The sequence below is a fragment of the Sorangium sp. So ce1335 genome (assembly GCF_051521615.1).
Classification (GTDB): Bacteria; Myxococcota_A; Polyangia; order Polyangiales; family Polyangiaceae; genus Sorangium.
On record NZ_CP150363.1, the window covers coordinates 5,251,566 to 5,277,577 of the forward strand.

General features: G+C 73.1%; 24 protein-coding genes. 12 read left to right on the forward strand and 12 right to left on the reverse strand.

Annotated features, from left to right (window positions below; genetic code table 11):
* The first annotated feature begins 144 nt into the window (after nt 1-144).
* Nucleotides 145-1,875 carry a cation:proton antiporter gene (locus tag WMF24_RS19275; RefSeq protein ID WP_437737894.1) on the forward strand — a complete coding sequence of 577 codons (1,731 nt, stop codon included), beginning with the start codon at nt 145-147 and terminating at the stop codon, nt 1,873-1,875.
* A gap of 28 nt (nt 1,876-1,903) precedes the next feature.
* Here WMF24_RS19275 and WMF24_RS19280 read toward each other — a convergent pair whose 3' ends face one another.
* Nucleotides 1,904-2,842, reverse strand: coding sequence for a DMT family transporter (locus tag WMF24_RS19280; RefSeq protein ID WP_437737895.1), 939 nt, complete (start codon nt 2,840-2,842; stop codon nt 1,904-1,906).
* A 296-nt stretch (nt 2,843-3,138) separates the two neighbouring features.
* On the opposite strand from WMF24_RS19280, the gene WMF24_RS19285 reads away from it, so the two are divergent.
* A complete protein-coding gene (locus tag WMF24_RS19285; protein WP_437737896.1) occupies nt 3,139-4,014 on the forward strand; it encodes an MlaE family ABC transporter permease in 876 nt (291 codons plus the stop codon).
* Nucleotides 4,015-4,029: 15 nt separating this feature from the next.
* Complete coding sequence (locus WMF24_RS19290; protein ID WP_437737897.1) at nt 4,030-4,905, forward strand: MlaE family ABC transporter permease; 876 nt, start codon at nt 4,030-4,032, stop codon at nt 4,903-4,905.
* A gap of 25 nt (nt 4,906-4,930) precedes the next feature.
* Here WMF24_RS19290 and WMF24_RS19295 read toward each other — a convergent pair whose 3' ends face one another.
* The gene (locus tag WMF24_RS19295; RefSeq protein WP_437737898.1) at nt 4,931-5,671 is read right to left on the reverse strand and encodes an ABC transporter ATP-binding protein; all 741 of its coding nucleotides are present in this window, start codon (nt 5,669-5,671) and stop codon (nt 4,931-4,933) included.
* A 167-nt stretch (nt 5,672-5,838) separates the two neighbouring features.
* Between WMF24_RS19295 and WMF24_RS19300 the strand changes: the two genes are divergently transcribed.
* Entirely contained in the window at nt 5,839-6,861 is a 1,023-nt protein-coding gene (locus WMF24_RS19300) for an MlaD family protein (RefSeq protein WP_437737899.1), read from the forward strand.
* A gap of 99 nt (nt 6,862-6,960) precedes the next feature.
* Here the strand turns inward: WMF24_RS19300 and WMF24_RS19305 are convergent, their stop codons facing one another.
* Nucleotides 6,961-7,176 carry an acetyl-CoA carboxylase biotin carboxyl carrier protein subunit gene (locus tag WMF24_RS19305; RefSeq protein ID WP_437737900.1) on the reverse strand — a complete coding sequence of 72 codons (216 nt, stop codon included), beginning with the start codon at nt 7,174-7,176 and terminating at the stop codon, nt 6,961-6,963.
* A 515-nt stretch (nt 7,177-7,691) separates the two neighbouring features.
* Here WMF24_RS19305 and WMF24_RS19310 point away from each other — a divergent pair.
* From WMF24_RS19310 to WMF24_RS19320, 3 genes are read left to right on the forward strand one after another with little or no spacing between them, the layout of a single operon-like run.
* Nucleotides 7,692-8,459: a hypothetical protein gene (locus tag WMF24_RS19310; RefSeq protein WP_437737901.1), complete on the forward strand. Its 768-nt coding sequence runs from the start codon at nt 7,692-7,694 to the stop codon at nt 8,457-8,459.
* A gap of 20 nt (nt 8,460-8,479) precedes the next feature.
* Nucleotides 8,480-9,253, forward strand: a complete 774-nt coding sequence (pyrF, locus tag WMF24_RS19315) for an orotidine-5'-phosphate decarboxylase (protein WP_437737902.1) — start codon at nt 8,480-8,482, stop codon at nt 9,251-9,253.
* A gap of 1 nt (nt 9,254) precedes the next feature.
* The gene (locus tag WMF24_RS19320) at nt 9,255-10,001 is read left to right on the forward strand and encodes a TrmH family RNA methyltransferase (protein WP_437737903.1); all 747 of its coding nucleotides are present in this window, start codon (nt 9,255-9,257) and stop codon (nt 9,999-10,001) included.
* A gap of 621 nt (nt 10,002-10,622) precedes the next feature.
* Here the strand turns inward: WMF24_RS19320 and WMF24_RS19325 are convergent.
* Nucleotides 10,623-11,819 carry a cysteine desulfurase family protein gene (locus tag WMF24_RS19325; protein ID WP_437737904.1) on the reverse strand — a complete coding sequence of 399 codons (1,197 nt, stop codon included), beginning with the start codon at nt 11,817-11,819 and terminating at the stop codon, nt 10,623-10,625.
* A complete protein-coding gene (locus tag WMF24_RS19330; RefSeq protein WP_437737905.1) occupies nt 11,819-13,087 on the reverse strand; it encodes a hybrid sensor histidine kinase/response regulator in 1,269 nt (422 codons plus the stop codon). The genes WMF24_RS19325 and WMF24_RS19330 overlap by 1 nt, the downstream gene beginning before the upstream one ends.
* A gap of 477 nt (nt 13,088-13,564) precedes the next feature.
* Here WMF24_RS19330 and lnt point away from each other — a divergent pair, with 477 nt between their 5' ends.
* On the forward strand, nt 13,565-15,175 hold the full coding sequence (gene lnt, locus WMF24_RS19335; RefSeq protein WP_437737906.1) for an apolipoprotein N-acyltransferase: 1,611 nt from the start codon (nt 13,565-13,567) through the stop codon (nt 15,173-15,175).
* 43 nt (nt 15,176-15,218) lie between these two features.
* Here lnt and WMF24_RS19340 read toward each other — a convergent pair whose 3' ends face one another.
* The 5 genes from WMF24_RS19340 to coaE all read right to left on the reverse strand — a co-directional run bounded on the left by WMF24_RS19340 (nt 15,219) and on the right by coaE (nt 18,935).
* The gene (locus tag WMF24_RS19340) at nt 15,219-15,596 is read right to left on the reverse strand and encodes a type II toxin-antitoxin system RelE/ParE family toxin (protein ID WP_437737907.1); all 378 of its coding nucleotides are present in this window, start codon (nt 15,594-15,596) and stop codon (nt 15,219-15,221) included.
* Entirely contained in the window at nt 15,523-15,750 is a 228-nt protein-coding gene (locus WMF24_RS19345; RefSeq protein ID WP_437737908.1) for an addiction module protein, read from the reverse strand. Before WMF24_RS19345 ends, WMF24_RS19340 begins: the two co-directional genes overlap by 74 nt.
* A gap of 100 nt (nt 15,751-15,850) precedes the next feature.
* Complete coding sequence (locus WMF24_RS19350; RefSeq protein WP_437311521.1) at nt 15,851-16,501, reverse strand: DUF72 domain-containing protein; 651 nt, start codon at nt 16,499-16,501, stop codon at nt 15,851-15,853.
* A gap of 145 nt (nt 16,502-16,646) precedes the next feature.
* On the reverse strand, nt 16,647-18,155 hold the full coding sequence (locus WMF24_RS19355) for a ribonuclease H-like domain-containing protein (RefSeq protein ID WP_437737909.1): 1,509 nt from the start codon (nt 18,153-18,155) through the stop codon (nt 16,647-16,649).
* 129 nt (nt 18,156-18,284) lie between these two features.
* Nucleotides 18,285-18,935, reverse strand: coding sequence for a dephospho-CoA kinase (gene coaE, locus WMF24_RS19360; RefSeq protein WP_437737910.1), 651 nt, complete (start codon nt 18,933-18,935; stop codon nt 18,285-18,287).
* Between the two features lie 316 nt (nt 18,936-19,251).
* On the opposite strand from coaE, the gene WMF24_RS19365 reads away from it, so the two are divergent.
* Complete coding sequence (locus WMF24_RS19365) at nt 19,252-21,273, forward strand: EAL domain-containing protein (RefSeq protein WP_437737911.1); 2,022 nt, start codon at nt 19,252-19,254, stop codon at nt 21,271-21,273.
* Nucleotides 21,274-21,324: 51 nt separating this feature from the next.
* On the opposite strand, the gene WMF24_RS19370 is transcribed toward WMF24_RS19365, so the two are convergent.
* Nucleotides 21,325-22,008 (reverse strand): cysteine hydrolase family protein, encoded by a 684-nt coding sequence (locus WMF24_RS19370; protein WP_437737912.1) that lies wholly within the window; start codon nt 22,006-22,008, stop codon nt 21,325-21,327.
* A gap of 61 nt (nt 22,009-22,069) precedes the next feature.
* Complete coding sequence (locus WMF24_RS19375) at nt 22,070-23,449, reverse strand: nicotinate phosphoribosyltransferase (RefSeq protein WP_437737913.1); 1,380 nt, start codon at nt 23,447-23,449, stop codon at nt 22,070-22,072.
* 123 nt (nt 23,450-23,572) lie between these two features.
* On the opposite strand from WMF24_RS19375, the gene folD reads away from it, so the two are divergent.
* Genes folD through WMF24_RS19390 form a run of 3 tightly spaced genes read left to right on the forward strand, consistent with a single transcriptional unit; the run spans nt 23,573 to nt 26,002 of the window.
* Nucleotides 23,573-24,436: a bifunctional methylenetetrahydrofolate dehydrogenase/methenyltetrahydrofolate cyclohydrolase FolD gene (gene folD, locus WMF24_RS19380; protein WP_437737914.1), complete on the forward strand. Its 864-nt coding sequence runs from the start codon at nt 23,573-23,575 to the stop codon at nt 24,434-24,436.
* A 52-nt stretch (nt 24,437-24,488) separates the two neighbouring features.
* Entirely contained in the window at nt 24,489-25,241 is a 753-nt protein-coding gene (locus WMF24_RS19385; RefSeq protein ID WP_437737915.1) for a class I SAM-dependent methyltransferase, read from the forward strand.
* Nucleotides 25,238-26,002 (forward strand): hypothetical protein, encoded by a 765-nt coding sequence (locus tag WMF24_RS19390; RefSeq protein ID WP_437737916.1) that lies wholly within the window; start codon nt 25,238-25,240, stop codon nt 26,000-26,002. The genes WMF24_RS19385 and WMF24_RS19390 overlap by 4 nt, the downstream gene beginning before the upstream one ends.
* Nucleotides 26,003-26,012: the final 10 nt, after the last annotated feature.

The following is a 26,012-nucleotide window of genomic DNA, read 5'->3' on the forward strand; positions in this document are numbered from 1 at the left end:
ACGCTCGCCCGGCGGTGCTCGCCGGCCGGCCACGCTGCGCCGCGGCCCCGCCCGGGTCGCGCGTGCGCCGCCCGGGCCGCGATCGTCACCACCGCGCGACGCAGCCGCTGCGGCCAGCGACGAAAAGCGCTACTGGTGCCGGGCATGCCGCACGAACTCGACCTCATCTTCACGCTGACGGGTGGGCTCACGGCGGCCCTCGCGCTCGGCTTCATCACCCAGCGCATGAGGCTGTCCCCCATCGTCGGCTACCTGCTGGCCGGGATCCTCGTCGGCCCCTTCACGCCGGGCTTCGTTGCCCACAAGGCGATCGCCGACCAGCTCGCGGAGATCGGGGTCATCCTGCTGATGTTCGGGGTCGGCCTGCAGTTCCACGTCCGGGAGCTCCTCGCCGTCCGGAAGGTCGCGGTGCCCGGCGCCCTCCTCCAGATCGCGGTCGCCACGGTGCTCGGCGCCCTCGTCGGCCGCGTCGCGGGGTGGTCGTGGGCCGCGTCGCTCGTCTTCGGCGTCGCGATCTCCGTGGCGAGCACCGTCGTGCTCACGCGCGTCCTGAGCGACAGCCACGTCCTGCACACCCCCGCCGGCCACCTCGCCGTCGGCTGGCTCGTCCTGGAGGACGTCTTCACCGTCCTCGTGCTCGTGCTGCTCCCCGGCCTCGTCGGGGGCGCCTCGGGCGGCGTCACGGGCGTCGCGATCTCGGTGGGGCTCGCGATCCTGAAGCTCGCCGGGCTCGTCGCCTTCACCTTCATCGTCGGCCAGCGCGTGATCCCGGTGCTGCTCGGCTACGTGGCGAAGACGGGCTCGCGCGAGCTCTTCACGCTCACGGTGCTCGTCGTCGCGCTCGGCGTCGCCGTGGGCTCGGCGAAGCTCTTCGGCTCGTCGATGGCGCTCGGCGCGTTCCTCGGCGGCCTCGTCGTCGGCCAGTCCGACTTCAGCTCGCGCGCCGCCTCCGAGGCGCTCCCGATGCGCGACGCGTTCGCCGTGCTGTTCTTCGTCTCGGTGGGCATGCTCCTCGACCCCGCGCAGCTCGCCGCCGGCTGGCCCATCACGCTGGCGACCCTCGCCGTCGTGCTGATCGGCAAGCCGATCGCCGCGCTCGTCGTGGTGCTGCTGCTCCGCCGCCCGATGAAGACGGCCTTCGCCGTGGCCCTGTCGCTCGCGCAGATCGGCGAGTTCTCGTTCATCCTCGCCGCGCTCGGCCGGCAGCTCGGCGTCATGCCCGACGAGGCCGCGCAGGCGCTCGTCGTCGTGTCGATCGCGTCGATCACGCTGAACCCGCTGCTCTTCAGCATCCGGGACCGCCTCGCGCGGTGGACGTCATCCTTCTTCCTGCGCCGCCAGGCCGCCGCGGCGGACGCGGACGGCGAGGAGCCTGCGCACGCCGACGAGCTCGCGCACCGCGCCATCGTCGTCGGCTACGGCCCTGTCGGCAGGACGCTGACGCGGCTGCTCCGGGAGAACGCCATCGAGCCGACCATCATCGAGCTGAACCTCGACACGGTGAAGGTGCTGCAGGCCCAGGGCATCCACGCGATCTACGGCGACGCGACGCAGCGGGAGATCCTCGAGCGCGCCGGGGTCGGGAAGGCCGACAGCCTGCTCTACACGTCGGCGGGCGCGCCCGGCGACGGGGTGATCGAGCAGGCGAAGGGCATGAACCCGGGGCTGTTCGTCCTGGCCCGCGCCTTCTACCTGCGCGAGGCGGGGCCGCTGAAGAAGGCGGGCGCGGACGTCGTGGTGACGGGCGAGGCGGAGGTCGCGTTCTCGATGACCGAGCGCCTGCTCGTGCGGCTCGGCGCGACGGCCGAGCAGGTCGAGCGCGAGCGCGAGCGCGTCCGGAGCGAGCTCTTCGACCAGCCGGCGCAGGCGCGCTGAGCCGGCTCAGCGCGCCGCCCGAGCCGGCTCAGCGCATCTTGCCGAGCCAGCTCACCCCGCCCACGACCAGCGCGAGCCCGAGGACCTGCTGCCACGCGAACGGCTCGCCCAGGATGACCCAGGAGAACGCGATCGTGAGCACCGGGCCGAGCGTCGAGAACGTCGCTGCGCGGCCCGCGCCGAGCCGCCGGATCGCGGCCGCGAGCAGGACGATCGGCAGCACGGTGCTGACCGTCGCCATCGCCGCCGCGTACGCCCACACCGACGCCGGGATCTCGGCGAGCCGGGCGGGGCTCCCGGCCACGGCGTGGTGCGCGAGCACCATCACGCACGACGTCGCCCCGCAGTACGCGGCGAGGCGCGTCGAGCCGACCGCCGCGGCGAGCCTGCCGACGCCGATGTAGTAGAGCGCGTACGTCACCGAGCTCGCGAACACCCACGCTCCGCCGATCGCGACGGCGCGCGTGTCCCCGGACTGCTCGAGATCGTGCCACACGGCCGCCGCGAGGCCGAGATAGCAGACGGCGAGCGCTCCCCAGGCCTTGGCGCGCACCGGCTGCTTCAGCCACACGGCGCCGATCAGCAGGACGAGCGTCGGATACACGAACAGGATCAGGCGCTCGAGGCCTGTGCTGATGTACGTGAGCCCGATGAAGTCGAACAGGCTGGAGAGGTAATATCCGAGGAACCCGACGACGATCACGCCCGCCCACAGGCGGGGCGTCATGGGCGCGGCGTTCGCGCCGCGCTCGCGGCGGGCGAGCCACAGGAAGAACGGCAGCGCGATGCCCATCCGCAGCGCGAGCAGCGACACCGCGTCGATCGGGTGCGCGGCGTAGGCGAGCTTCACGAAGATCGCCTTCAGCGCGAACGTCGCGGCCGAGAGGACAGCGAACGTCCGCCCGTCGTCGAGCAGCCCAGTCCTGTGCTCGTCGCTGAAGGTGTGGACACGCTCGCCGGTGGACATGGGTTACGCTTCTTTCTGCTTCACGCGCTCCGGAGGCCGAGAACCGAGCGCCGCAGACCGGCCATCGCCGCCGCCGGCGCGCTCGTCCGGCGTGAGGCGGCGTGAGGCGGCGTGAGGCGCGCCGGCATTGCGCACGCGACTGCGCGTTTGCCATCGCACAGGGGAAGACGCCTCTCAGGTACTCTCTGGTAGAGAACGATCTCCGGCTTGACCAGCCGTCCCGGTCTCCGCTCGGGTCGGATCGCGTCCGATCGGGCCGCGCGCCGCGGGAGCGTTGGGCTAAGCTCCCCGGTCTCATGACGTCCCCCGCTGGCCCAGGCACCGCCGTGCGCGGCCCGGGCGCGCTCGCCTCCCCTGGCGGCCCGCGCCCGGCGCGGCGGCCCGCGCCCCGTGCAGAGGACCCTTCCGGCGTTCACCAGCTGGGCGGCTCGTTCCTCCAGATCGCCGCCACGGTGGGCGGCATGGCGGTGCTCGCGGGCCAGATCGCGGTGCGCGTCGCCACGCTCCGCGTCGACGGCGCCGAGTTCATGCGCAACCTCTACAAGATGGGCGTCAAGTCGATGCCCATCGTCGCCGTGACCGCGCTCTTCACCGGCGCGATCATGGTCATCCAGGCGGCGCCGCTGGTCGAGCGGTTCGGCGCGCACGGCCTGCTCGGCTGGGGCGCCGGCTTCGGCACGCTCCGCGAGATCGCCCCGCTGCTCACCGCGCTCATGATCAACGGCCGCGTCGGCGCCAACAACACCGCCGAGCTCGGCACCATGGTCGTCACCGAGCAGATCGACGCCCTCCGCGTCCTCGCGATCGACCCGGTGAGCTTCCTCATCGCCCCGCGCTTCCTAGCGATGGTCCTCACGCTGCTCCTCTCGGTGATCTTCGCCGACGCGCTCGCCCTCCTCGGCGCCGCTTTCACCGGCGACCTCCTGCTCGGCGTCGCGCCCGCCGTGTTCTACAACGGCCTCACGAGCGGCCTGCTCGGCATCGGCGACGTCATGAGCGGCCTCGTCAAGAGCGTCGTCTTCGGCGTCGTCCTCGCGCTCTCGAGCTGCCAGTACGGCCTCGGCGTGACCGGCGGCGCCCCCGGCGTCGGCCGCGCCGTCAACGCGACCGTCGTCGCTTCCGCCGCCGGCATCTTCATCCTCGACTACTTCGTCTCGTTCACGCTCGACTGACAGCCGGCGCCGCGCATGGACCTCCCCCACAAGAGCCCCCGGGACCGCGCGAACGCGGCCGATCGCGCGAGCGCGGGGCCGCCCTCGAGCGAGCTCCGGGACGTCGCGCCGGAGCTGTCCGGCGTCGCCGCGCTCGGCGGGGCCGCGCTGTCGCTCTTCCGGTCGGCGCGCGAGCTGTACTCCGTATTTGTCAGGACCCTTTATTATTGCTTCAAGGGCCGCCGCGAGCCCGGCGCCGTGCTCGTGCAGATGTACGAGATCGGCAACAAGTCGATCTTCTTCCTGACGGTCGTGATGGGCTTCATCGGGATGATCATGGTCTTCCAGGCCGGCCAGCAGGCGAAGCGGGTCATCCCGGATCTGACCATGCTCGGCGCGACCTACCTCGAGCTGCTCGTGCGCGATCTCGCCGCCTCGATCGGCGCGCTGATGCTGGCCACGCGCGTCGGCGCGGGCATCGCCGCCGAGATCGGCTCGATGGTCGTCACCGAGCAGGTCGACGCGCTCCGCATGTGCGCGGCCGACCCGATCGACTACCTGCTCAAGCCGCGGTTCATCGCGAGCCTGCTCATGACGACGTGCCTGCTCGTCTGGAGCGCCGCGGTCGCGTTCACCACGGGGATGGTCACCGCGTACAGCATGTTCGACGTGAGCCCCGAGACGTTCATGAACGTGAGCCTCGTCGACGCCGGCGATCTCGCGACCGGCCTCGCGAAGTGCCTCGCCTACGGCGCCGCGATCCCGGTCGTCTCCGGCCACTCCGGCCTGTCGACCTTCGGCGGCAGCGAGGGCGTCGGCTGGGCGACGACGCGGGCGGTCGTGAACTCCTCGCTCGCCGTCATCGTGCTGAACATGCTGATCTCGGCCGCCGCCTTCCTGATCTTCCGCTAGCCGCCGGCGCACCGCGATCGGCGCCTCACTCGATCGGCCCCTCGGCGCTCCCGGTGATGAACTGCCGCACGATCGGGTCCGTCGAGCCCTGGAACGCGCCGCGATCGCCGATCAGGCGGACGAGCCCCTGATAGAGCATCACGATGCGGTCGGCGATCGAGAAGATGCTGACGAGGTCGTGGCTCACCACGATGCTCGTCACGCCCAGCGTGTCGCTGAGCTCGCGGATCAGCTTGTCGACGCGGCGCGCGCTCACCGGGTCGAGGCTCGTGGTCGGCTCGTCGAAGAGCACGTAGCGCGGGTCGAGCGTGAGCGCGCGCGCGATGGCGACGCGCTTGCGCATGCCGTCGCCGAGCTCCGGCGGGAAGCGGTCCGCGAACTCGCGCATGTGCACCTGCTCGAGCCGCCGCCGCGCCTCGGAGAGCGCCTCCTTCGGCTTGAGCCCCTTGTGCTTGCGGAGCGGGAGCGCGACGTTCTCGGCGCACGTCATCGAGTCGAACAGCGTCGAGTGCTGGAAGACCATCGCGCACTTCATCCGCACCGGGTACATCCGGGCCTCGTCGAAGCGGCTCACGTCCTCGCCGTCGAGCCAGATCTCCCCGCCGTCCGGGTAGAGCAGCCCCACGAGGTGCTTGATGAGCACGCTCTTCCCGACCCCCGACTGCCCGATGATGAAGAACACCTCGCCGTCTGCGACGTCGAACGAGACATCCTTGAGGACCTCCTTGGGTCCAAAGGATTTCCTGACATTTCGGAACGAGATCATCGTGGCTTTCGCGGCAAGAGCGGTTGCGTCAAGGCAAGTCACGACCATGCAGCGGCCGGGCGGCGCGGAGCGTCATGGCGCCGGCGTGGGAACCTGCGCCAGAGCAGGCAGATCCTGGCCCATTTCGCTCACCTCCCTGCCGCCAGATAGGAGAAGATGACAGGCCCATGGCAAGCCCGCGGTCGATCGAGGTCAAAGTCGGGATCCTCATCCTTACGGCGATCGGGCTCCTCGCCACCTTCATCCTCGTGATGGGCGGGGTCAACTTCCAGCCGAAGTACTCCATCTACGTCGATTTCGACAACCCGGGCGGCCTCCAGACCGGGGCGCCCGTGAAGATCGCCGGGGTGGAGGTCGGCAAGCTCAGCGAGATCCATTTCCGCGGCGGCCAGATGGGCAAGGACGGCCGGCGGGAGCCGCTCGTGCGGATCCAGGTGCGCATCGAGGAGCGGTATCAGCAGAGCATCCACGACAACGCCACCTTCTACGTCACGACGCAGGGCGTGCTGGGCGAGCAGTTCCTCGCGATCGAGCCCGGCTCGACCGACAGGCCGGTGCTCCCCGAGAACGCCGTCGTCCGCGGGCTCGATCCGCCGCGCCTCGACATGCTCCTGGCCGAGGGCTACGAGCTCTTGCACGCGACCGTCACCGCGATGCGCGAGCACCGCGAGGAGGTCGGCGAGGCGTTCGACGGGCTCCGGAAGACGCTGAAGGGCACCGGCGACTTCATGCACAGGAACCAGGATCGGCTCGATCGCATCGCCGAGAACGTCGAGCAGATCAGCCTCGACGGCACCGAGCTCGTGAAGGACGCCCGGCAGAAGTACGTGAACAACCCGCAGATCGACCGCATCCTCGCGAACGCGGATCAGGTGAGCGGCACGGCCGCGCGCGATCTGCCGCCGCTCCTGGACGACGCGCGCGAGACGCTGGCGAACGCGCGCCGGCTCTCGGCCACCGTGGGCAGCGAGGCGGAGCAGGCGAAGATCAAGAAGACGCTCGACGACATCGCCGAGATCGCGGGCCGGGCGCGGGCGGCGACCGCCGACGCCCAGGAGGTCCTCGCCCACGTGAAGCGCGGCAAGGGGACGGTGGGCGCGCTCGTGATGGACGAACAGCTCTTCGACGACCTCCAGGAGCTCGCGCGCGACCTCAAGCACAACCCCTGGAAGTTCTTCTGGCGCGAGTGAGCGCGCGCCGACGTCCTCGCCGCGGCGGGGACGCCGGCGTGCGCGCGGAACCTGCGCGTGGGAGCTGTGCGTGGGCTGAGCGCCGGCCGGCCCGGGCGGTCAGGCCAGCTTGACGAGCGGGGCGCCCTCGGTGACCGAGGCCCCCTCGGTGACGAGGATCTCCTCGACCGTGCCCTCTTCTTCCGCCTCGACGGGCATCTCCATCTTCATGGACTCGAGGATGACGACGACGGTCCCCTCTTCGACCGTGTCGCCCGGCTTGACCTCGATCTTCCAGACCGTACCGGTGATGTGCGCCTTGATGACCTTTGCCATGGGCGCGCGAAGCTACCGGAGAGCCGTCGAGAATCCAACGGGACCGTACCGAGGTGGCGCGCGGCACCGTATCGGGCGTTCCCTTCCCGAGCGCGCCCCGGGCGCCTCCGCGACGGCACAGGTCGCCCGGTGCTGTCCGCGGCGCGCGGGTGCGCGGGTATCCGCAGGCCCCGCCCGCGCGGCCACGGGCGCTCAAGGACGCTCGCGGACGGCAGCGGACGGTGACGGACGACAGCGGACGGCGACGGACGGCAGCGGATGGTGACGGAGGTGGAAGGGACGGAGCGCTGCGATTTCCCCTGGTACCAGTCGTTCACCACGGCGATAATCAGCCTGGCGGCTCCGCGAGTCCTCGGCGTGACGAGGGTCGCGGTCGTCGTGAATAATTGCGTGATAGCCGCTCTGCGGGTCACAATCTGCCTGCTTGGTGGCCCCGCCCAGGGCACCTGCAGGGTCTCCGCAACGCCCCCTGGTTAGCCAAACAGCACGCGCTCGATCGAAGGAGCCACGAGGTCATGTCGGAACAGAAGGAAAGCTCGGTCCTGTTCTCGCTCAAGGAGCTGATGAACCTCGAGGAGGATCGCATCAAGACCGAAGAGGCCCAGAAGGCCGCCGCCGCCGCCGCCGCCGAGAAGGCCCGGATCGAGGCGGAGCGCGCCGCGCGCGAGGCCGAGGAGCTGCGCATCCGCACCGAGGAGGAGCGCCGTCGCAACGAGGAGCGCCGCGCGCGCGAGGAGGCCGCGCGGCTCGAGGCCATCCGCCAGGCCGAGATCGAGAAGGCGCGCGTCGAGGCCGAGCAGAAGGCGCGGCTCGAGGCGATGGCCGCGCAGCAGCACCACGAGCGCTCGCTCGCGGCGCTGCAGCAGGACGAGGGGAAGAAGAAGCTGCGCAAGCTCCTGATCGGCGGCGCGATCGCCAGCGTGCTGGTGATCGGCGGCGTCACGATCGCCGCCGTCAAGTCGGCGCAGGAGAACGAGGCGCGCATCGCGGCCGAGGCCGCGCGCGCCCGCGAGCTCGAGGAGGCGAACAAGCGCCTCGAGGCGCAGTTCAGGGAGTCCGAGTCCAAGATGTCCGGGCTGCGCGATCAGCTCGCGAGCGCCAAGGACGAGGCGACGCGCCTCTCGCTCCAGAAGCAGCTCGAGCAGGAGCAGCAGAAGCAGGACCAGCTCCGCAGCAGCCGCGGCAGCGGCCGGCCGGCCGCTGGCGGCGCTCCGGCGAGCGGGGGCGGCGCCAAGGCCCCCTGCAACTGCGCCCCTGGCGATCCGCTGTGCAGCTGCCTCTGATCACCGGACGAGATCACCGCATGCCCAACTCCGTGAGGCAGAGGACGAGCCTCGGCGGCAGCTCGCTCGACGAGGCGCGCCGCAGGCTCGTCTTCCCGCTCGACTACCCGAGCCTGGACGAGGCCAGGGCGGCGGCGACCCGCGTCGCGCCGTCGATCGGCGTGCTCAAGGTCGGCCTGGAGCTGTTCGTCCGCGAGGGCCCGCGGGCGGTCGAGATCGGCAAGGAGCTCGGGCTCGACGTCTTCCTCGATCTCAAGCTGCACGACATCCCGGCGACGGTGGCCGGCGCGGTGGCGAGCGCCGCCGCGCTCGGGGTCCGCTACCTGACGGTGCACGCGGCCGGCGGCGCCGAGATGCTGCGGCGCGCGGCGCAGGAGGCGGCGCGCTCGCCGGACCTGATCCTGCTCGCGGTCACGGTGCTCACGTCGCTCGACGACGGCGATCTCGCCGCGCAGGGCGTCCAGGGGAGCGCATCGGACCACGTGCTCCGGATGGCGCAGCTCGCGCGCGGCGCCGGCATCCACGGGTTCGTCGCCTCGCCGCACGAGGTGCCGGCGCTGCGGCAGGCGCTCGGCCCGGGCGAGCTCCTCGTGACGCCGGGCATCCGCCTCGGCCCGGGGCCGGCCGGCGCCCGCGTCGACGATCAGAAGCGCATCGCCACGCCGTCGGCCGCGATCTCGGCCGGCGCCGATCTCCTCGTGATCGGCCGGCCGATCCGCGAGGCGGCCGACCCGCTCGCGGCGGCGCGCTCGATCGTGCAGGAGATCGCGCACACGCTCCACCCGGCGCGCTGACGTGAGCCGCATCGTCTACGGTCTGCAGCCGGTCCGGGAGGCGATCCGCGCGCACGGCGCGCGGATCGGGTGGGTCCTCGTCCAGCGCGACGGCGGCCCGAAGCTGGACGCGCTCGCGCGCCTCGCGGAGGGCCAGGGCATCCCGACCGAGCGCGCGCCCCGCGGGGAGCTCGATCGCCGCAGCGCCGGCGGCCGTCACCAGGGGGCGGTCGCGTCGGCGCCGGAGCTCCAGATCGTCGGGGTCGACGCGATCCCGGTCGTCGAGGAGGGAGAGCCGGGCGGCGGCACGATCACGGTGGCGCTCGACGGCGTGATGGACCCGCAGAACTTCGGCGCGGTGATCCGCAGCGCCGTCGCGCTCGGCGCGCGGGCGATCCTGTGGCCCGAGCACAGCTCGGCGCCGCTCACCCCGGCGACGTTCCGTGCCTCGGCGGGCGCCATCGAGCACGCGCGGCTCTGCCGCGTGCGCTCCCTGCCCGACGCCCTCGAAGCGCTCGCCGCGCGGGGCGTCGCCGCCATCGCGCTCGACGCGCAGGGCCCGGTGGAGCTCGGCGAGCTGCCGCTGACCGGCCCGGTCGCGATCGTGATCGGCGCCGAGGACAAGGGCACGCGGCGCTCGGTCCGCCGCGTCTGCCAGCACGTGGCCCGGCTGCCGATGACCGGCCCCATCTCGTCGCTGAACGCCTCGGTCGCCGGGGCGATCGCGCTCTACGAGGTCGTCCGACAGCGCCGCGCGGCGCGCGCGTAGCCCCGCGCGGCGCGCGTAGCCCAGCAGAAGCGCTGCGCCTGACTGCGCGCGCGATCCTTCGCGGGCGCAGCCGCAGCCACGAGGCGCCGCGCCGCGGTGAGCGGACGGGCCCGCGCCGCGAGGTCGTCGCGTCGGGATGCCGCCGCGGTGAGCGCGGCGCGTGCGATGGCCCACCCGACCGGCCCGGGGCTGCGCGGTGCGCGGGATCGCGCGCCGCGCGACAATCCCGCCGCGCCGCAGGGCGAACCCGCCGCCCACGGAAGCTTGCGCGCATTGCCTCGATCAATGCGCCCGCGGTGACCACCATCGAGCGCCACGGGAGTCCCCCGGAACCGCCGTAGTACAATCCCTTATCAACGATAAATATTTAGCAATTACAACAAGATACGACATAAATCTGATGCGAGTTCGAGCCACCGGTCCATTGCTGAACAGGTTCCCAGGAAGACGGCCGATTCGATCCATTCAATGGATCGATAAAAAGAATCCACACCCCCCCTGAAAACACGAGTCGCTACCAGGAGTTACCCCTGTGGACTCACCCTTCTCTCCGCGGTTGCCCGGAATGGCTCGAGGGATGGTTCAAGAACCAATGACCTCGCCGTAGAAGGCCGGAACGACTCAGGTTCCGGCTGGAACTGGCCGCAGGCGGGAGAGCACGCGGGCCGCGCGGCGCGCCGCCTCGGCGAGGTCGGCCTCGGTCGTCTCCTCGCCGATCGAGAACCTCACGGCGGACGCCGCCCGCTCGGGTCCGAGCATCGCGGTGAGGACCGGCGACGGCTCGGCGGTCCCGGCGCTGCAGGCCGAGCCGCTGGATACGGCGACGCCTTCCAGGTCGAGCGCGGCGCAGAGCTCGTCGCCGCGCCAGCCGGGCCAGGAGAGGTTCGTGACGTGGGGGGCGCGCGCGCCCTCCCCGTTGCGGATCGGCGCGGCGCCGGCGGCGCGCCCGGCGGCCACGAGGTCGGCCTCGAGGCGGTCGCGGAGCGGCGCGAGCGCGGCGTACCGGGCAGGGCCGTCGAGCGCGCGGCGGGCGGCCGCGGCAAAGCCGGCCGCGGCGATCGGGTCCTGCGTCCCGGGGCGGAGCCCGCGCTCCTGGGCGCCGCCGAAGAGGACGGGCCGGAGCCGGATGCCCGGCCGCACGGCGAGGGCGCCGATGCCCTTGGGGCCCCGGATCTTGTGGGCCGCGACCGACACGAGATCCGCCCCGGTCCACGCCTCCGGGAGGCGCCCCACGGCCTGCACGGCGTCCACGTGCAGACGCGCCCCGCGGGCGTGGGCGAGCGCCGCGGCCTCGGCGACCGGCTGGACGATCCCCGTCTCGTGGTTCACCGCCTGGAGGCTCACGAGCCGCACGGGGGCGACCGCCGCCGCCCGATCGAGGGCGGCCGAGAGCGCCTCCGGCGCGACCCGGCCGGACGGCTCGGGGTCGACCCACGCGACCTCGACGCCGCGGCCGGCGAGGGCCTCCGCGGCGCGGGTGACCGAGGGGTGCTCGATGCGCGAGACGACGAGCGCGCCGTGGAGCCGCGCGCCGGCCGCCCGATCCCCGGCGTTCTCGTCGCCGAACGCGTGCCAGAGCGCGAGGTTGTTCGCCTCGGTGCCGCCCGAGGTGAGCGTCACGTCGCGCGCGTCGAACCCCGTCAGACGGGCGACCGCCTCCCGCGCCTGCTCGATGAACGCGCGCGCCCGGCGCCCCGGTCCGTGCACGCTCGCCGGGTTGGCCCACGCCACCTCGGCGGCGGCCTGCATCGCCGCCAGGACCTCGGGGTGCGGCGGCGTCGTGGCGTTCCAGTCGAGGTAGATGACGCGACCGGCCATCAGGTGGACGGATCGTAGGGCGGCGACGACGGGGGGCCGAGCCGGCCCGGCGAGCTGCCGTCGTCCTGGAGGGGCGCCCGCCGGGCGACGGTCAGGTAGAACGCCGACCCGGTGAGCGTCTCGCCCTCGATGACCTCGTTGCTCGGCGACACGACGCGCACGTCGCCGCCGAGCCCCCGGGCCGTGCGCCGCGCGATCGCGAGGCCGACGCCGACGCCGCCGTAGGCGCGCGTGGCCGAGCCGTCGACCTGGTAGAACGGCTCGAAGATGCGCTGCTGCCGGTCGGCCTTCACCCCGGGCCCCGTGTCGGCCACGCAGAGCTCGTAGTGCCCCGACTGGAGCACGCTGACGCGCACGCCCGCCGTGCCGCCGGCCGGCGTGAACTTCGCCGCGTTCTCGAAGAGCTGGATCATGGCGCGCTGGAGCCGGCCCGCGTCACCCCACGCGGGCAGCGGGCCGCGGGGCAGGTCCTCGACGAGCTGGACCTTCCCCTCGGCGAAGCGGTCGGCCACCTGGGCGAGGGCGCGCCGCGTCGTGTCGAGGAAGTCGTACTCGGAGTGCATGAAGCGCATCCGGCCCGTCTCGATGCCGGTCACGTCGAGCAGGTTGTCGATGAGCGACCGGAGCCTGCGGACGCAGTCCTCCATCGCGAGCAACGCCTTCTTCTGGGCCTTGTTGAGCGGGCCGAGCTCCTCGTCGGCGAGCAGCTTCACGTACCCGACGATCGGGGTCATCGGCGTGGCCAGCTCGTGCGAGATGTTGCGGTAGAACTCGGTGCGCGCCGCGTCGAGCTCGCGGAGCCGGGCGTTCGCGCGCGAGAGCTCCGCCACCTTCTGCTCGAGGTGGGCGACGATGCGCTGGCTCTGCTCGCGCAGCCGGAGCGGCCCCTGCGACGCGGGGAGCTCCTCGCGCGCGCCGCTGAGGTAGCGGGCGATGATCGCGGAGAACGAGCGCGCGTCGATCGGCTTCTGGAGGAAGCCGTCGCAGCCCACGGCGAGGCTCGTGTCCCGGTCGCCCTCGGCGGTGATCGCCACGATGGGCACGCCGGCGAGCGACGCCTCGCCGCGCAGGCGCAGGGTGACCTCGAACCCGTCGAGCCCCGGGATGTTCAGGTCGACGAGGACGAGGTCGGGGTGATGGGCACAGGCGAGGCGCACCCCTTCGAGCCCGTCGGCGGCCTCGAGGACCTCGTAGCCGGCGTTCTGGAGCAGCTTGCGGACGAGCAGGCGGTTCGCGGGATCGTCCTCGATGTGAAGGATCTTCGACATGGGCTCTACGTGCGCAGTGTAGTCACGAACCACGGGGACCAGGCACGTTCTGCGCGACTTTCCGCCGCCATGGCCGGCGTGCGCCGAGGCGGGAACGCCCGGATCGTCCGCTCGCGGCGTACGCGCGCGCGCGGCTCTCCAGGCTTCGCGTCGAGCGCATCGCTGCCCCGCGTCGAAGCAGCAGCAGCGGTTCTCGAGCGCGCGGAGCGGATCCGCGCCCGCGCCGAGCGGGTCACGACCGGCGGCGCCGAGCGGGTTGACGTGGCGGCGGCGTCCCTTCAATACGGGGGCCGCCATGCCCGGCCCCCTCAGGTTCCACCGCGCCACGGCGGCGCGCTGCTTCTCCTCCTTCCGGCGCCCCCGATGACGACCGCGCACCAGCAAGAGAACGAGGCTCCAAGCGCAGACCCCAGCGGCGGCGAGGCCGCGAGCCTCCCTCGGCCGGAGGCGCCGCGCGGTGCGAGCGCGGCGAGCGCGGTGCGACCGCTTCCCGCGCGCCTCGCCTGCGGGCTCGCGGCGCTCAGCGGGCTCTTCTACTTCCTCGGGTTCCCGGGGATGGATCTCTGGCCGATCTCGTTCTTCGGCCTCGTCCCGCTCATCGTGGCGCTGCGCGGGCAGACGCCGCGGCGCGCGGCCCTGCTCGGCTGGATCGCCGGCTTCGTCATGACGATGACCGGCTTCTACTGGCTGCTCGAGATGCTCCGGGTGTTCAGCGGATTCCCGACGATCCTCTGCGCGCTCTTCATGGCGATCCTGTGCGCCTACCAGGCAGGGCGCATCGCCCTGTGCGGCTGGCTCTACGGGCGGGCCGAGGCGCGCGGCTGGCCGGGCCCCGTGGCCTTCGCGCTCGCGTTCGTGACGAGCGAGCTCGTCTTCCCGCTGCTCTTCCCCTGGTACTACGGCGCCTCCGTCCACAACGCGCCGGTGATGGGTCAGGTCGCCGATCTCGGCGGTCCCTACCTCGTCGGTCTGGTGCTCGTCGCCGCGAACCTCGCCATCGCCGAGCTCGTGATGTTCTGGATGGATCGCAAGCTGCCGCGCGCCGCGTCGCCCGCCGCGCCGGGCGCGCCGCCCCCGTACCGCGACGCCACGCCGCCTGGGCGCGGTCGCCCGCTGAACCGCGCGGTCGTCGCGGTGGGCATCGCGGCCCCCGCCCTCGCCGCCGTGTACGGCGTCGTCCGGATGCGCGCCGTGGACGCGGCCACCGCCGCGGCCGAGCCGATCACGATCGGGATCGTCCAGCCGAACCTGGCGCTCTTCGATCGCCGGAACGCGGCCAAGATCCACGTGAACCGGACCCGCGAGCTCGCGAAGCAGGGCGCCGGGCTCGTCGTGTGGAGCGAGGCTGGCGTGCCGCAGGCCTTCCGCGAGTCGGCCTACAAGACCGAGGTCCAGCGCTCGCTCACGAGCCGGCTCGGCGTGCCCACGGTGGTCGGTACGGTCATCCACCGGCTGCCCCCGAACACGTACGAGCGCGGCGTGAGCTTCAACACGGCGCTGATGGCCGGCGAGAACGGCGAGATCCTCGGGCGGTACGACAAGCAGTACCTCCTCGCGTTCGGCGAGTACCTCCCGCTCGGCGACACGATCCCGTACCTCTACACGCTGTCGCCGAACTCGGGGCGCTTCAGCCCGGGCACGTCGCTCGCGCCGCTCGAGTGGAACGGCCACAGGCTCGCGACGATGATCTGCTACGAGGACATCCTGCCGCACTTCGTGAACAAGCTCGTCGCGGAGGGCGACCCGGACCTGCTCGTCAACCTGACGAACGACGCCTGGTTCGGCGACACGACCGAGCCGTGGATCCACCTCGCGCTCGCGAAGATGCGGGCGATCGAGCACCGCCGGTACCTCGTTCGCGCCACGAACAGCGGCGTCTCCGCCATCGTGGATCCGGTCGGGCGCGTCGTCGTGCACAGCGACACCTTCAAGGAGCAGTCGCTCCTCGGCGAGGCGAGGTTCATGCGCGCGCGGACCGTCTACGGGACGGTGCAGGACATCCCGTGGTACGCCGCCGCGGTCGTGAGCGCCGCGATGGCGCTGTTCACGCGACCCGCGCGCTGGCGACGCCAGCGCGCCGCGGGCTGAGCTCGGCCGCGGCGACGCGCGGCGTCGCCGCCCCCGTCCGAGGTCAACGGCCCCGGCTTCGCCAGCTCCCGGGACGGCGGCGGAGGTGCATGACGGCGAGCACGACGATGCGATCAGGCTCGACGGCGTAGAGCAATCCGTACGGAAATCGCTGCAGCAGCAGGCGCCGGACGCCGGGGTCGATCTCGAGGCCCTGCTCAGGCGCGTCGGCGATGCGGTCGAACGCTGCGAGAACCTGGGCCTCGAAGCGTTCGGCCACGTTCGGGTCGCGCGCGGCGTACCACAGGAACGCTTCGTGGGCCTCGCGCTCTGCTTCTGTCGCGAGGACGAGAAGACGGCGAGGCACCTCAGCCTCGGGTGAAGATGCGCCCGCGGGCCTCGGCCCAGGGGACGGGCTGAGAGCGCCCCGACCGGATGTCATCGAGGCGCTTCCGGGCCTCCTCGACCCATGCGCGCTCGACCTCTTCCGGCGATTCGTCGCCCACGCTCTCCAGCAGCCGCAGCGCCAAGACGCGCCGCTCGCTCTCGGGGAGCTTCATCGCCTCGTCGAGGAGCTCTTCGGCCGGGAAGGTCATGCGCAGCAGCCTAGCAGATCTGCCGGACGCATGGATCGGGCCAGCGCTGGAGGGCATGTCCAGCCAGACGGAGGGGCCCCCATCTCCTGGCCGCGCCACGCTACAGTTTCATCGCCTTCTTGAAGCGCTTCGCGTCGGCGAACATGTCGACGTTCGTGAACACGTACGTCGCGTCGTCGTGCTTCGCGCCGCGCGCGATCTCCGCCAGGCGCTCGATCGCAGGGTCCTCGTAGCGCGACTTGTGCCCCGCCGGACCGTGCAGGCGGTAGTAGGCCACCTTCAGGCGCGACAGCCCCGCGGTCAGCGGATCGCGCGCGGCGAGCGCGCCGACCTCCTGCGTGAGCTCGTCGCTCTCGTCGGGATCCCACCCGGGCGGCGGCTCGAAGACGACGCGGTCGAAGCGCTTCTTCACGTTCACCAGGAAGTCGCGAAGGATCGCCTTGTTCGCGCGCGTCGGCGTGAACTCCGGGGGGCCGACGAAGACAGCGCTCTTCGCTTCGAGCTCGTCTGCGACGGCCTCGATGCTCTTCAGCGCCGTCTCAATGACCTTTCCGTCCCGGAACCCCTCCTGCCCGATCTCACGCGGACCGAGCAGGGCGAAACGAAAGCCGACCGGAGCTTCGCGCCGCCAGCGCCGGATCGTTCCAGGTCCCGGAAGGGACACATGGGTCTCCTGCACCTCCACGAACATGAACTCGCGGAAATAGCGCGTCGCTGGGACGGGGAAACCGGCGCAGCCGACGGTAATCATCGCCCCCACCCTAGCCCACGCACGCCCTGGCGAGAAGCCGGACCGATGGATTTCTCGATGGGCTCGCCCAGGCTCCCGGCGGCCCCCCGGCCGCCCGCTGTCCCGCGGGGCCCCGCCAGCGCGAAGACAGGAGACAGGAGCCCGCTCACTCCTCGCCCTCGCGCGGCGGCGCCGCGGCGCCCCCCTCCCGTGGGCGCGCGCCGGCGCCGTCGGACGGCTCGAACGGCAGGGGGAGCGCGCCGGCGCCGCCGGATCGGCGGTCGATCTTTCGCTGCAGGCGGGCTCGGCGGCGCGCCTGCGCGGGCTCGGGCTCGGAGGTGCCCTTGTCGGCCAGCTCGAGGGCGCGGGCGAACGCGCGGACGTGGTGCTCGTAGAGCTTCGCCAGCTCGAGGCGCACCGCGGGGTCGTCGATCTCGGCGGCGAGCGCCTCGTAGTCGGAGAGCGCCCGCGCCTTGTCGCCGCGCGCCTTCGCGATGTCGCCGCGCGCGCGCCGCGCCGCCGCGCCGCCCCCGCGCTCGACGGCCGCGTCCGCGAGCTCGGCCGCGCGCTCGAGCGCGCCCGCCCTGCGCAGCGTCGCGGCGACGCCCGCGAGATCGCCGGCGGCGAGGCTGCCGAGCGGCTCGCCGTAGAGGCCGACGAGCGCGACCATCGCGAGCACGTCGGCGGCGTTGTGCTCGACCACGCCGAGCAGCGCCTCCTCGTCGCCCGTGCGCAGGAAGTGGGCGTAACAGGCGACGATCTCGCCGCCGGGGACGTCGCCGACGCGCACCCGCCCGAGCACGTCGTGCTCGAGGGCGATGAGGGTGCGCGTCTTGAGGCGCGCCTTGTGGATGCGGCGCGCGACGTGGACGAGGTCGAGGTGCGGCAGCTCCGGCGGCGGCGGCAGGCGGTTCATCACGTAGCGCGTGCGCAGGAGCGGCATGTCGAACGCCTTGCCGTTGTACGTGATGATCATCGAGGCCTCGGCGAGGCGCTCGGCGAGCCGGCGCAGGATGGGCTCCTCCTCGCCGAGGCGGCGCAGGAGGAGCTGCTCCAGGATGAAGCCGTCGGACGAGGGCTCGCCGAGCGGACCCGCGCTGGCCGCGCCCGGGTCGAACCAGGCCAGGCCGACGAGGAACGGCACGGTGCCGGTGCCCCCGGCGAGGCCGGTGGTCTCCGTGTCGAGGAACAGCGCGCGGCGCACGTCGCAGCCGGCGAGCGCCGGGTCGAGCGCCAGGAGCGCGAGCATCGCCGGGTCGGCGTCGCGCGCGGCGACGAGCGGCGCGCGGCCGACGCGGGCCGCCGCGAGCGAGCGGGTGCGGTTCACGTAGAGAGGCCCGCCGGGCGTCTGCTCGAGATGGAAGGGGAGCTCGCCGCGCGACGGGTCGGCCCTGGGGGTCGGCGGCGCGCCCCGGGCGACGATGCGCGAGATGCGCTCGCGCAGCTCGTCGAGCGACGGCCGCGCGCCGCCGGCCGCCGGGGGCGCGGCCGCGAGCTGGGCCGCCGGCGCCGCGCCGCACGCAGACGGCGGCGCGGCGTGTCGCGCGGCGTCCTCCGCCTCGCCGCCGCGGGCGAGCGGCTCCGGCGCGAGCGGCGCGGGCGCGAGCGGCGCGCCGCCGCGCTGCTCCGTCGGGAGCGGCCCGAGCCGCGCGAGCTTCGACTTGAACGACGTCATCGGCCGGTCGCGAGACTTCCACGCCGGGCACTGCGCATCAAGTCAGTGGTCCTGCGAGGCGGCGTCCGGCGGGCGAGGCGACGTCCGGCGGTCCGGCGAGGCGACGTCAGGCGCCCCGGCGAGGCGACGTCAGGCGCCCCGGCCGGATCCAGGGCGGGCGGCGCCGGCGGGGGCGCCGAACCTCGCCCGGATCGCGGCGAGCACCTCGTCGGCCTGCCGCTCGGTCTCGGCGCGATCGCCTGCGTTGTCGATGACGTGGTCGGCGACAGCGACCTTGCTGGAGAGCGGGAGCTGCGCCGCGAGCCGGGCGCGGACCTCGTCCTCGGTGGCGCCGTCCCGCGCCATCGCGCGCGCGATCTGCACCGCCTCGGGCACCGCGACCACCACGAGCGGGCGGAACATGTCGGCGACGCGGTTCTCGACGAGGAGCGCCGCCTCGTAGCACCCCAGCCGCTCGCCCTGCGCCTCGAGCGCGGCGGCGCGCTCCAGGGTGAGCGCGGTGATGCGCGGGTGCACGATCGCGTTGAGCTGCCGGCGCTTCTCCGGATCGGCGAACACGACCGCCGCGAGGCGCGCGCGATCGAGCGATCCGTCCGGCAGCAACACCTCCGGGCCGAAGGCGCGCGCCACCTCCGCCAGCCCCTCGGTCCCCTTCGCCACCACCTCGCGCGCGAGCGCGTCGGCGTCGATGACCGGGAGCCCCTGCGACCGAAAGCGCGCGGCCACCGTGCTCTTGCCGGAGCCGAGGCCGCCCGTGAGCCCGAACAGGACGAAGCCCATCGCGCCTCAACCCCTCGCGCGGGCGGACCGCGCCGCGCCGTCGCCCGGCGCTCGCGGCGCGCCGTCGTGACGCGTCGCACCATTCTCTACCTCCCCCGCCTCATGGCCCGGAGAGCTCGGGCCGAGGGCGAGAAACCGCTGCGATGTCGGGGAAAGCGCGGCGGCGCGGGCGCGCGGCGCCCTGTGGAGGTGCGTGTTCTCCTCGTGACCACCCATGGCCACGAGCCTACCCCAGCGAGGCAGCGGCCGTGAGTTTCCTCGCCGTCGGCGCTTAAGAAGTCCGCTTCTCCGGGAATACAACTACCATAACGGGGTGGTGGCAAAGATCGAAGACCGGCCGGAGTCGAGCCTGCACGCCACGTTCGATCGCTCGGACGCGCACCGTGGCTCGCCGGACAAACAGCTCGCGGCGTGGCTGTCCGAGATCGACGTCGGCGTGATCGAGATCGACGCCGAGCGGCGCGTCGTGCGCTTCAACGGGGCGGCGGAGCGGCTGACCGGCTGGTCGATCGTCGAGGCGCGCGGCGCGCTGCTCGATCGCGTGCTCCGGCTGATCCCGGCGGCGGGGACGACGAGCGGAGAGCCGGACATCGACGTCGGAGAGATGACCGAGCTGTTCGACGAGGGCGCGCCCGCGAAGGCCGCGCCGCCCGCGCTCACGCCACGGCGCGAGCCGGTGGTGCCGCTCTCTCCGGTGATCATCGACGAGGGCGCGCTGCGCACGCCGGGCGCGCCGCTCGCCCCGCCGGACGCGGGCGCCGCGGGCAGGCCGCAGGCGGGGCGGTACACGGCGCTGCTCGAGCGCCGCGACGGATCCGTGATCCCGATCCTCCACACGATCAACACGCTCGTCGGCAACACGCTCGCGGGGCGGCCCGGGCGCGAGGGCCAGCGCGACTCGAAGCCGCCGCAGCCGCCCGGGCAGATCATCCTCTTCCGCGAGCTCGGCATGCCGGGGCCCCTGCCGATCCACCCGGCCAAGCCTCGCTACGACGCGCTGACGCGCCTCCTCGATCGGTACGCGATCATCGATCGCATCGAGGAGGCGCTGAACGACTGCCGGAAGAACGGGACGCCGTACGCGCTCTGCTACATCGACCTGGATCGCTTCCGGCTCGTCAACGCGACGTGCGGGCACGAGGCGGGCGACGACCTGCTCCAGTGGGTCGCGACGCGCGTGCACGAGATCGTCGGACCGAAGGACGCTGCAGGGCGGATCGGCGGCGACGAGTTCGTCCTCCTGCTCGCGGACAAGAGCGAGCGCGAGGCGGAGCGGATCGCGCGCGACCTGCAGATCTGCCTCCTCGAGTTCCGGTTCGGGTGGGCCGAGAAGACGTTCTCGATCGGCGCGAGCATCGGGCTCGTGGTGCTGACCCCGCACTTCGAGCGCGCGGTCGACGTGCTCGGCGCCGCGGATCACGCCTGCCGGATCGCGAAGGAGAACGGGCGCGGGCGGCTGCAGGTCTACCTCGACGACCAGCAGATGACGACGAGCCGGCGCTCGATGCAGTGGGTCGCGAGCCTGCAGCGCCACCTCGCCGAGGGGCGGCTCAGGCTCTACTCCCAGGGCATCCACCCGCTCGTCAAGCCGGGCGCGGCGCACACCCCGCGCGGCGCGCACTTCGAGGTGCTCGTGCGGCAGCTCGGCGAGGACGGCCGGTTCTACTCGCCGGTCGGCATCATCCAGGCGGCGGAGCAGAGCGGCCTGATCCACGTCATCGATCGCTACGTCGCGCGGCAGGCGTTCCGGCTCATCGGCGCGCTGCCGCAGCACGCGCTGCGGCGCCTCGACACGTGCTCGATCAACCTGTCGGGCGTGTCGCTCCTGCGCGAGGGCCTCCTCGACTTCCTCGTCGAGCAGCTCCACCGCGCGCAGGTGCCGCCGAGCAAGATCTGCTTCGAGATCACCGAGACGGCGGCGCTCGCCAACCTCGGCGAGGTGCTCTGGTTCATGCAGGAGCTCGGCGCCATGGGGTGCCGCTTCGCCATCGACGACTTCGGCAGCGGGCACGCGTCGTACGGCTACCTGGAGAGCCTGCCCGTCGACTACGTGAAGATCGACGGCATGTTCGTGCGCGATCTGCAGGACAACTCGCTCCACCGCGCGATCGTCGAGTCGGTGCACCGCATCGGCGACACGCTCGGCATCAAGACCGTGGCCGAGCAGGTGGAGAACCAGGAGATCGCCGATCTGCTCACGTCGATGGGCATCCACTACGCGCAGGGGTGGCACTTCGACAAGCCGCAGCCGCTCGTCGACCTGTGCGCGTCGCTGCGCGCCCAGGGCGACCCGAGCGACCCGGACCCGACGGGCTCGGGCTCGCCCGCGGGCGGCTGACGGCGCGGCCGCGGGGGCGCCTCCCCGGAGGCGCGCCGCCCCGCGGCCCCGTCAGCCGAGCACGGCCGACGACGTGGTGAGGGTGACGCCGGCGGCCTTCGTCTCGGCGAGCGCGGCGGCGACGCCGGCCTCGGTGATGCCGGCGACGGCGTCGGTCAGGAGCGTCGTGCGGTAGCCGCGCTGGGCGAGGCCGAGGGCGGCGGCGCGGACGCAGTAGTCGGTCGCCACGCCGTACACGACGAACTCCGGCGCGCCGCCGAGCGCCGCCGCGAGCTCGCGCAGGAAGCGCTCGGCGAGGGGGTTCGCGAAGAGGCTGTAGACCTCCTTCTCGAAGTAGACGCCGTGGGTCTTCCCTGTCGCGAGCTCGCGCACCGCGGCGTCGATGGGCGCGTCCGGGACGTTGGGGATGAAGCGGAAGCGCGGCGGCAGCGTCCCCTCGACCTTCAGCCAGCCCGGCGTCCCCTTCACGCAGTGATCCGGGAAGCCCGGCTTTTCGCCCTCGGGGGCCGGCGTGTCGTTCGACCCGAACTCCCACGCGTCCCACGCGTGCGAGTCGACCGAGCCGACGATCGGGATCCCGCGCGCGACGGCGTGCTCCGTCAGCCTCCGGAACAGCGCGTTCGGCGAGCCCTTCACGTACAGCGCGCCCGTCTCCTCGCAGAAGTCCCGCTGCACGTCGACGTCGACGAACACCCTCGGAGGCGACGACCGCCCGGTCCCGTTGCCACTCGCCATGTCCTCTCTCCTCTCGCGTGAATGTCGCGTCACGACCGCGCGCGCGGCGGCGCCTCGCCCGTCAGCTGGCGCCGGAGACGACGCGGGCGCGCACCGTCTCCACGAGCGCGCCGAGCTCGGGCGACACCTCGACGGCGAACGGCGCGCCCGGCGCGGGGTCGTCGTCGATGCGCCGCAGCGCCTCCGGCAGCGCGCCGAGCTGCTCACGCACGCGCGCCCGGACCGCGTCGAGGCCCTCGGGCGGCGCGACGCGGGCGCCGCGCTTCATCACGGGCGCGAGCAGCGGCTCGGCCCCGGCGCCCAGGGGCTCGCCGTCGAGCGCGATGACGTCGCGCGCGAGCTTGCCGGCCTTGTCGCGGAAGCGGTGCACCTGGTGCGCGCCCGGGAGGGTCGCCTTCCCCTCCGAGAACTTCGCGATCGGCGTGCGCTCGCCCGCGGCGCTCCTCCCATCGCCGCCGCCGATCTCGACGAGCTTGTAGACGCCGCCCAGCGAGGGGGCGTCGATCGAGGTCACGAGGTCCGTCCCGACGCCGTAGAGGTCGATGGGCGCGCCGGCGCGCCGGAGCTCGGCGATGCGGTGCTCGTTGAGATCGCCCGAGGCGACGATCTTCGCCGAGGCGCACCCCGCGGCGTCGAGGATCCTGCGCACGGCCACGCTGAGCGCGCCGAGGTCGCCGGAGTCGAGGCGCACGCCCTTCAGCTTGTCGCGCGCGATCGCCGCCGCGCGCGCGGCGCCGACGAGCGTGTCGTACGTGTCGATGAGCAGGATCGCCGCGCTCGGGAAGACGGAGACGTAGCTCTCGAACGCGGCCTCCTCGGTCGGGTGGGCCATCGTCCACATGTGCGCGGCCGTGCCGAGCACCGGGATGCCGAAGCGCATCCCGGCCTCGACGTTGGAGGTGCCGACGCAGCCGACCGCGTACGCGGCCCGCGCCGCGTCGACCGCCGCCTCCGGGTGGGTCCTGCGGGTGCCGAACTCCATGACGCCCGCGTCGCCGGCGGCGAGGACGACGCGCGCCGCCTTCGACGCGATCGCCGTCGCGTGGTTGATCGCCGACAGGGCGAACGTCTCGATGAGCTGCGCCTCGATGAGCGGCGCCGTGACCCGCAGGACGGGCTCGTTCGGGAAGAACACCGTCCCCTCGGGGACGGCCCAGACGTCGCCGTGGAAGCGGAAGCTCCGCAGGTAGTCCGCGAACGCCGGCGTCATCGCGTCGGCGAGCGCGGGGATCGCGCCGAGGTAGGCGATCTGCTCGTCGGTGAAGCGCAGCCCCTCGAGGTAGCGCACGACCCGGTCGAGCCCCATCGCGACGAGGAAGCGGCGGTGCCTTGGCAGCCGCCGCACGAAGAGCTCGCACGTCGCGACGCGCGAGGTCATGCCGCGGTGGAAATACCCCGCCGCCATCGTGAGCTGGTAGAGGTCGGTGTGCAGCGCGTCCACCGCTCATGGCTAGAGACGCTGGACGTAAGGGTCAACCTGAACATCGCGCGGGCGACGTGCCGGCGGTCGCGTTCCGCACGCCGCGCTCCCGGGATGGCGGCGGGTGGTCTAAGCTCCGCGGCCGTGGCAGCGAAGATCCTGGACGGCAAGGCGATCGCACAGAAGGTCCGCGGCGAGGTGCGGGACGGGGTGGCCCGCTTCACGGCCGCCCACGGCCGGCCCCCTGGCCTCGACGTGGTGCTCGTCAGCGAGGATCCGGCCAGCGTGACGCACACGCGCAACAAGGAGAAGGCGTCGAACGAGGTCGGCATCCGGGGACGGCTCCTCACGCTCCCGGCCACGACGACCGAGGACGAGCTGCTCGCGCGCGTCGCCGAGCTGAACGCGGACGACGCCGTCGACGGGATCCTCGTCCAGCTCCCGCTGCCGGGGCACATCCGGGAGCAGCGCGTGCTCGACGCGATCGATCCCGCGAAGGACGTCGACGGGCTCCACCCGGTGAACGCGGGGCTGCTCGCGATGGGCCGGCCGGGCGCGCTCGCGCCGTGCACGCCGCGGGGGTGCATGCGCCTGCTCGCCGAGGCGGGCGTCCAGATCGCCGGGGCCCGCGCGCTGGTCGTCGGGCGGAGCAACCTCGTCGGCAGGCCGACGGCGGCGCTCCTCCTCGCGCAGCACGCGACGGTGTCGATCGCCCATTCCCGCACGCCGGATCTGGAGACGCTCTGCCGCGAGGCCGACATCCTCGTCGTGGCCGCGGGCAGGCCGGGGCTCGTCCGCGGCGCGTGGATCAAGGAAGGGGCCACGGTGATCGACGTCGGCCTGAACCGCAACGAGGCGGGAAAGCTGGTGGGCGACGTCGACTTCGACGGCGCCAGGGAGCGCGCCGCGTGGATCACGCCGGTGCCCGGCGGCGTCGGCCCGATGACGATCGCCTCGCTCCTCGAGACGACGCTGCGCGCGGCGGAAGCGCGGGTCGCGGCGCGGTAGCCGTGGGCGGCGACGCGCGCGTGGCCGATCCGCTGCGGATCTTCGAGGCGCTGTGACGCGGGGGCCCGCGCGGACGGCGTCGTCCCTTCCGCCGGCGGGGGCGCTCTCCCCGGACGAGCGCGCCGCGACGTTCGTGGAGCGCGAGACGGCGGTCGCGCGTCCGCCGTTCGTGCCCGAGGTGCGGCTCCACCTCGCCACAGAGGTCACGCCGCTGTGGCACGCGACCGAGGCGGCGCTCGAGCGCGCGGGCGTGCCGCCGCCCTACTGGGCCTTCGCGTGGGCTGGCGGGCAGGCGCTCGCGCGGTACCTGCTCGACAACCCCGCCGCGGTCTCCGGCAAGCGCGTGCTCGACCTCGCCGCCGGCGGCGGCGTCGTCGCGATCGCCGCGGCCCGCGCCGGCGCGGCGCGCGTGGTCGCCGCGGACATCGATCCGTTCGCGGCCGCGGCGCTCCGGCTGAACGCGGCGCTGAACGGCGTCGCCGTCGACGTGATCACGGGCGACCTCACCGCGAGCGCCGCCAGCGGCGCGTGGGACGTCATCGTGGCGGGCGACGTCTGCTACGAGCGCGCGATGGTCGACCGCGTGCTCCCGTGGCTGCGCCGCCAGGCCAGCGACGCTGCGGCCGTGCTCGTCGGGGACCCGGGGCGCGCCTACTGCCCCACGGAAGGCGTCGAGGAGCTCGCGCGTTACCTGGTCCCCACATCGCTCGATCTCGAGGGCCGCGCGCAGCGCGAGACGCGGGTGCTGCGGCTGCTGCCGCTGCCTGCGAGCCCCGACGAGGATCCGACCCGGAGCAGAGCATGACTGTCCTCATCAAGACGCGATCGGCGATCGCCCTCGCGCTCCCGCTGCTCGTCCTCGGTTGCGGGCGCGGCGATCTCGCACCTGGCTCGTCCTCCCCGACGGCGCCCGCGGGCTCCGCCGGCGACGGCGGAGCTCGGCCCGCCGCGACGGCCACGATGTCGGCGGCCCCCACGCCGTCTCGAGCGGAGGCCCCGAGCGCGCCGGGCGACGCCGCGAGCCCCGGCGCCGCCGAGGCCGCGTCGGCAGATCCGCGCATCGACAGGATCCGCAAGAGATACCAGGAGATACAGGCCGACAAGAGCCTGGAGAAGAGCGCGTTCCGCCTGGAGTGCGCGGGGGGCGAGGGCGGCGGCGAGGTCCGGCTCCACCGGAAGGACGGCGCGGTCTCGATCGCAGAGGTGCAGTTCGGCGGGCCGGGACACAACGAGTCGGTCCACCGCTTCTATTATGATCAAGGCAAGGTCGTCTTCATTCTGTACGACACGGGCGGCTGGTTCTGGGCCCCGAACAGCACCCCGGACCGGCCGGAGACGATCAGCAGCACAACGCAGTTCAGGTACTACGTTCACGAGGACAGGCCCATCCTCTGCCTCAAGAAGCACGCGAAGGGCTCCTCCCGGGAGATCGATGCCCTGCTGAACAGGGCGCCGAACGAGCCTGACGACTGCTCCGGGGCGAAGGAGGCGCAGCGGCTCGCGTCCCTGGTGCTGGGCGGAGAGAAGGCGAGCGACGACGTGAAGCGAGCTGTCTGCGGGCGCTAGCCGCTCGCCG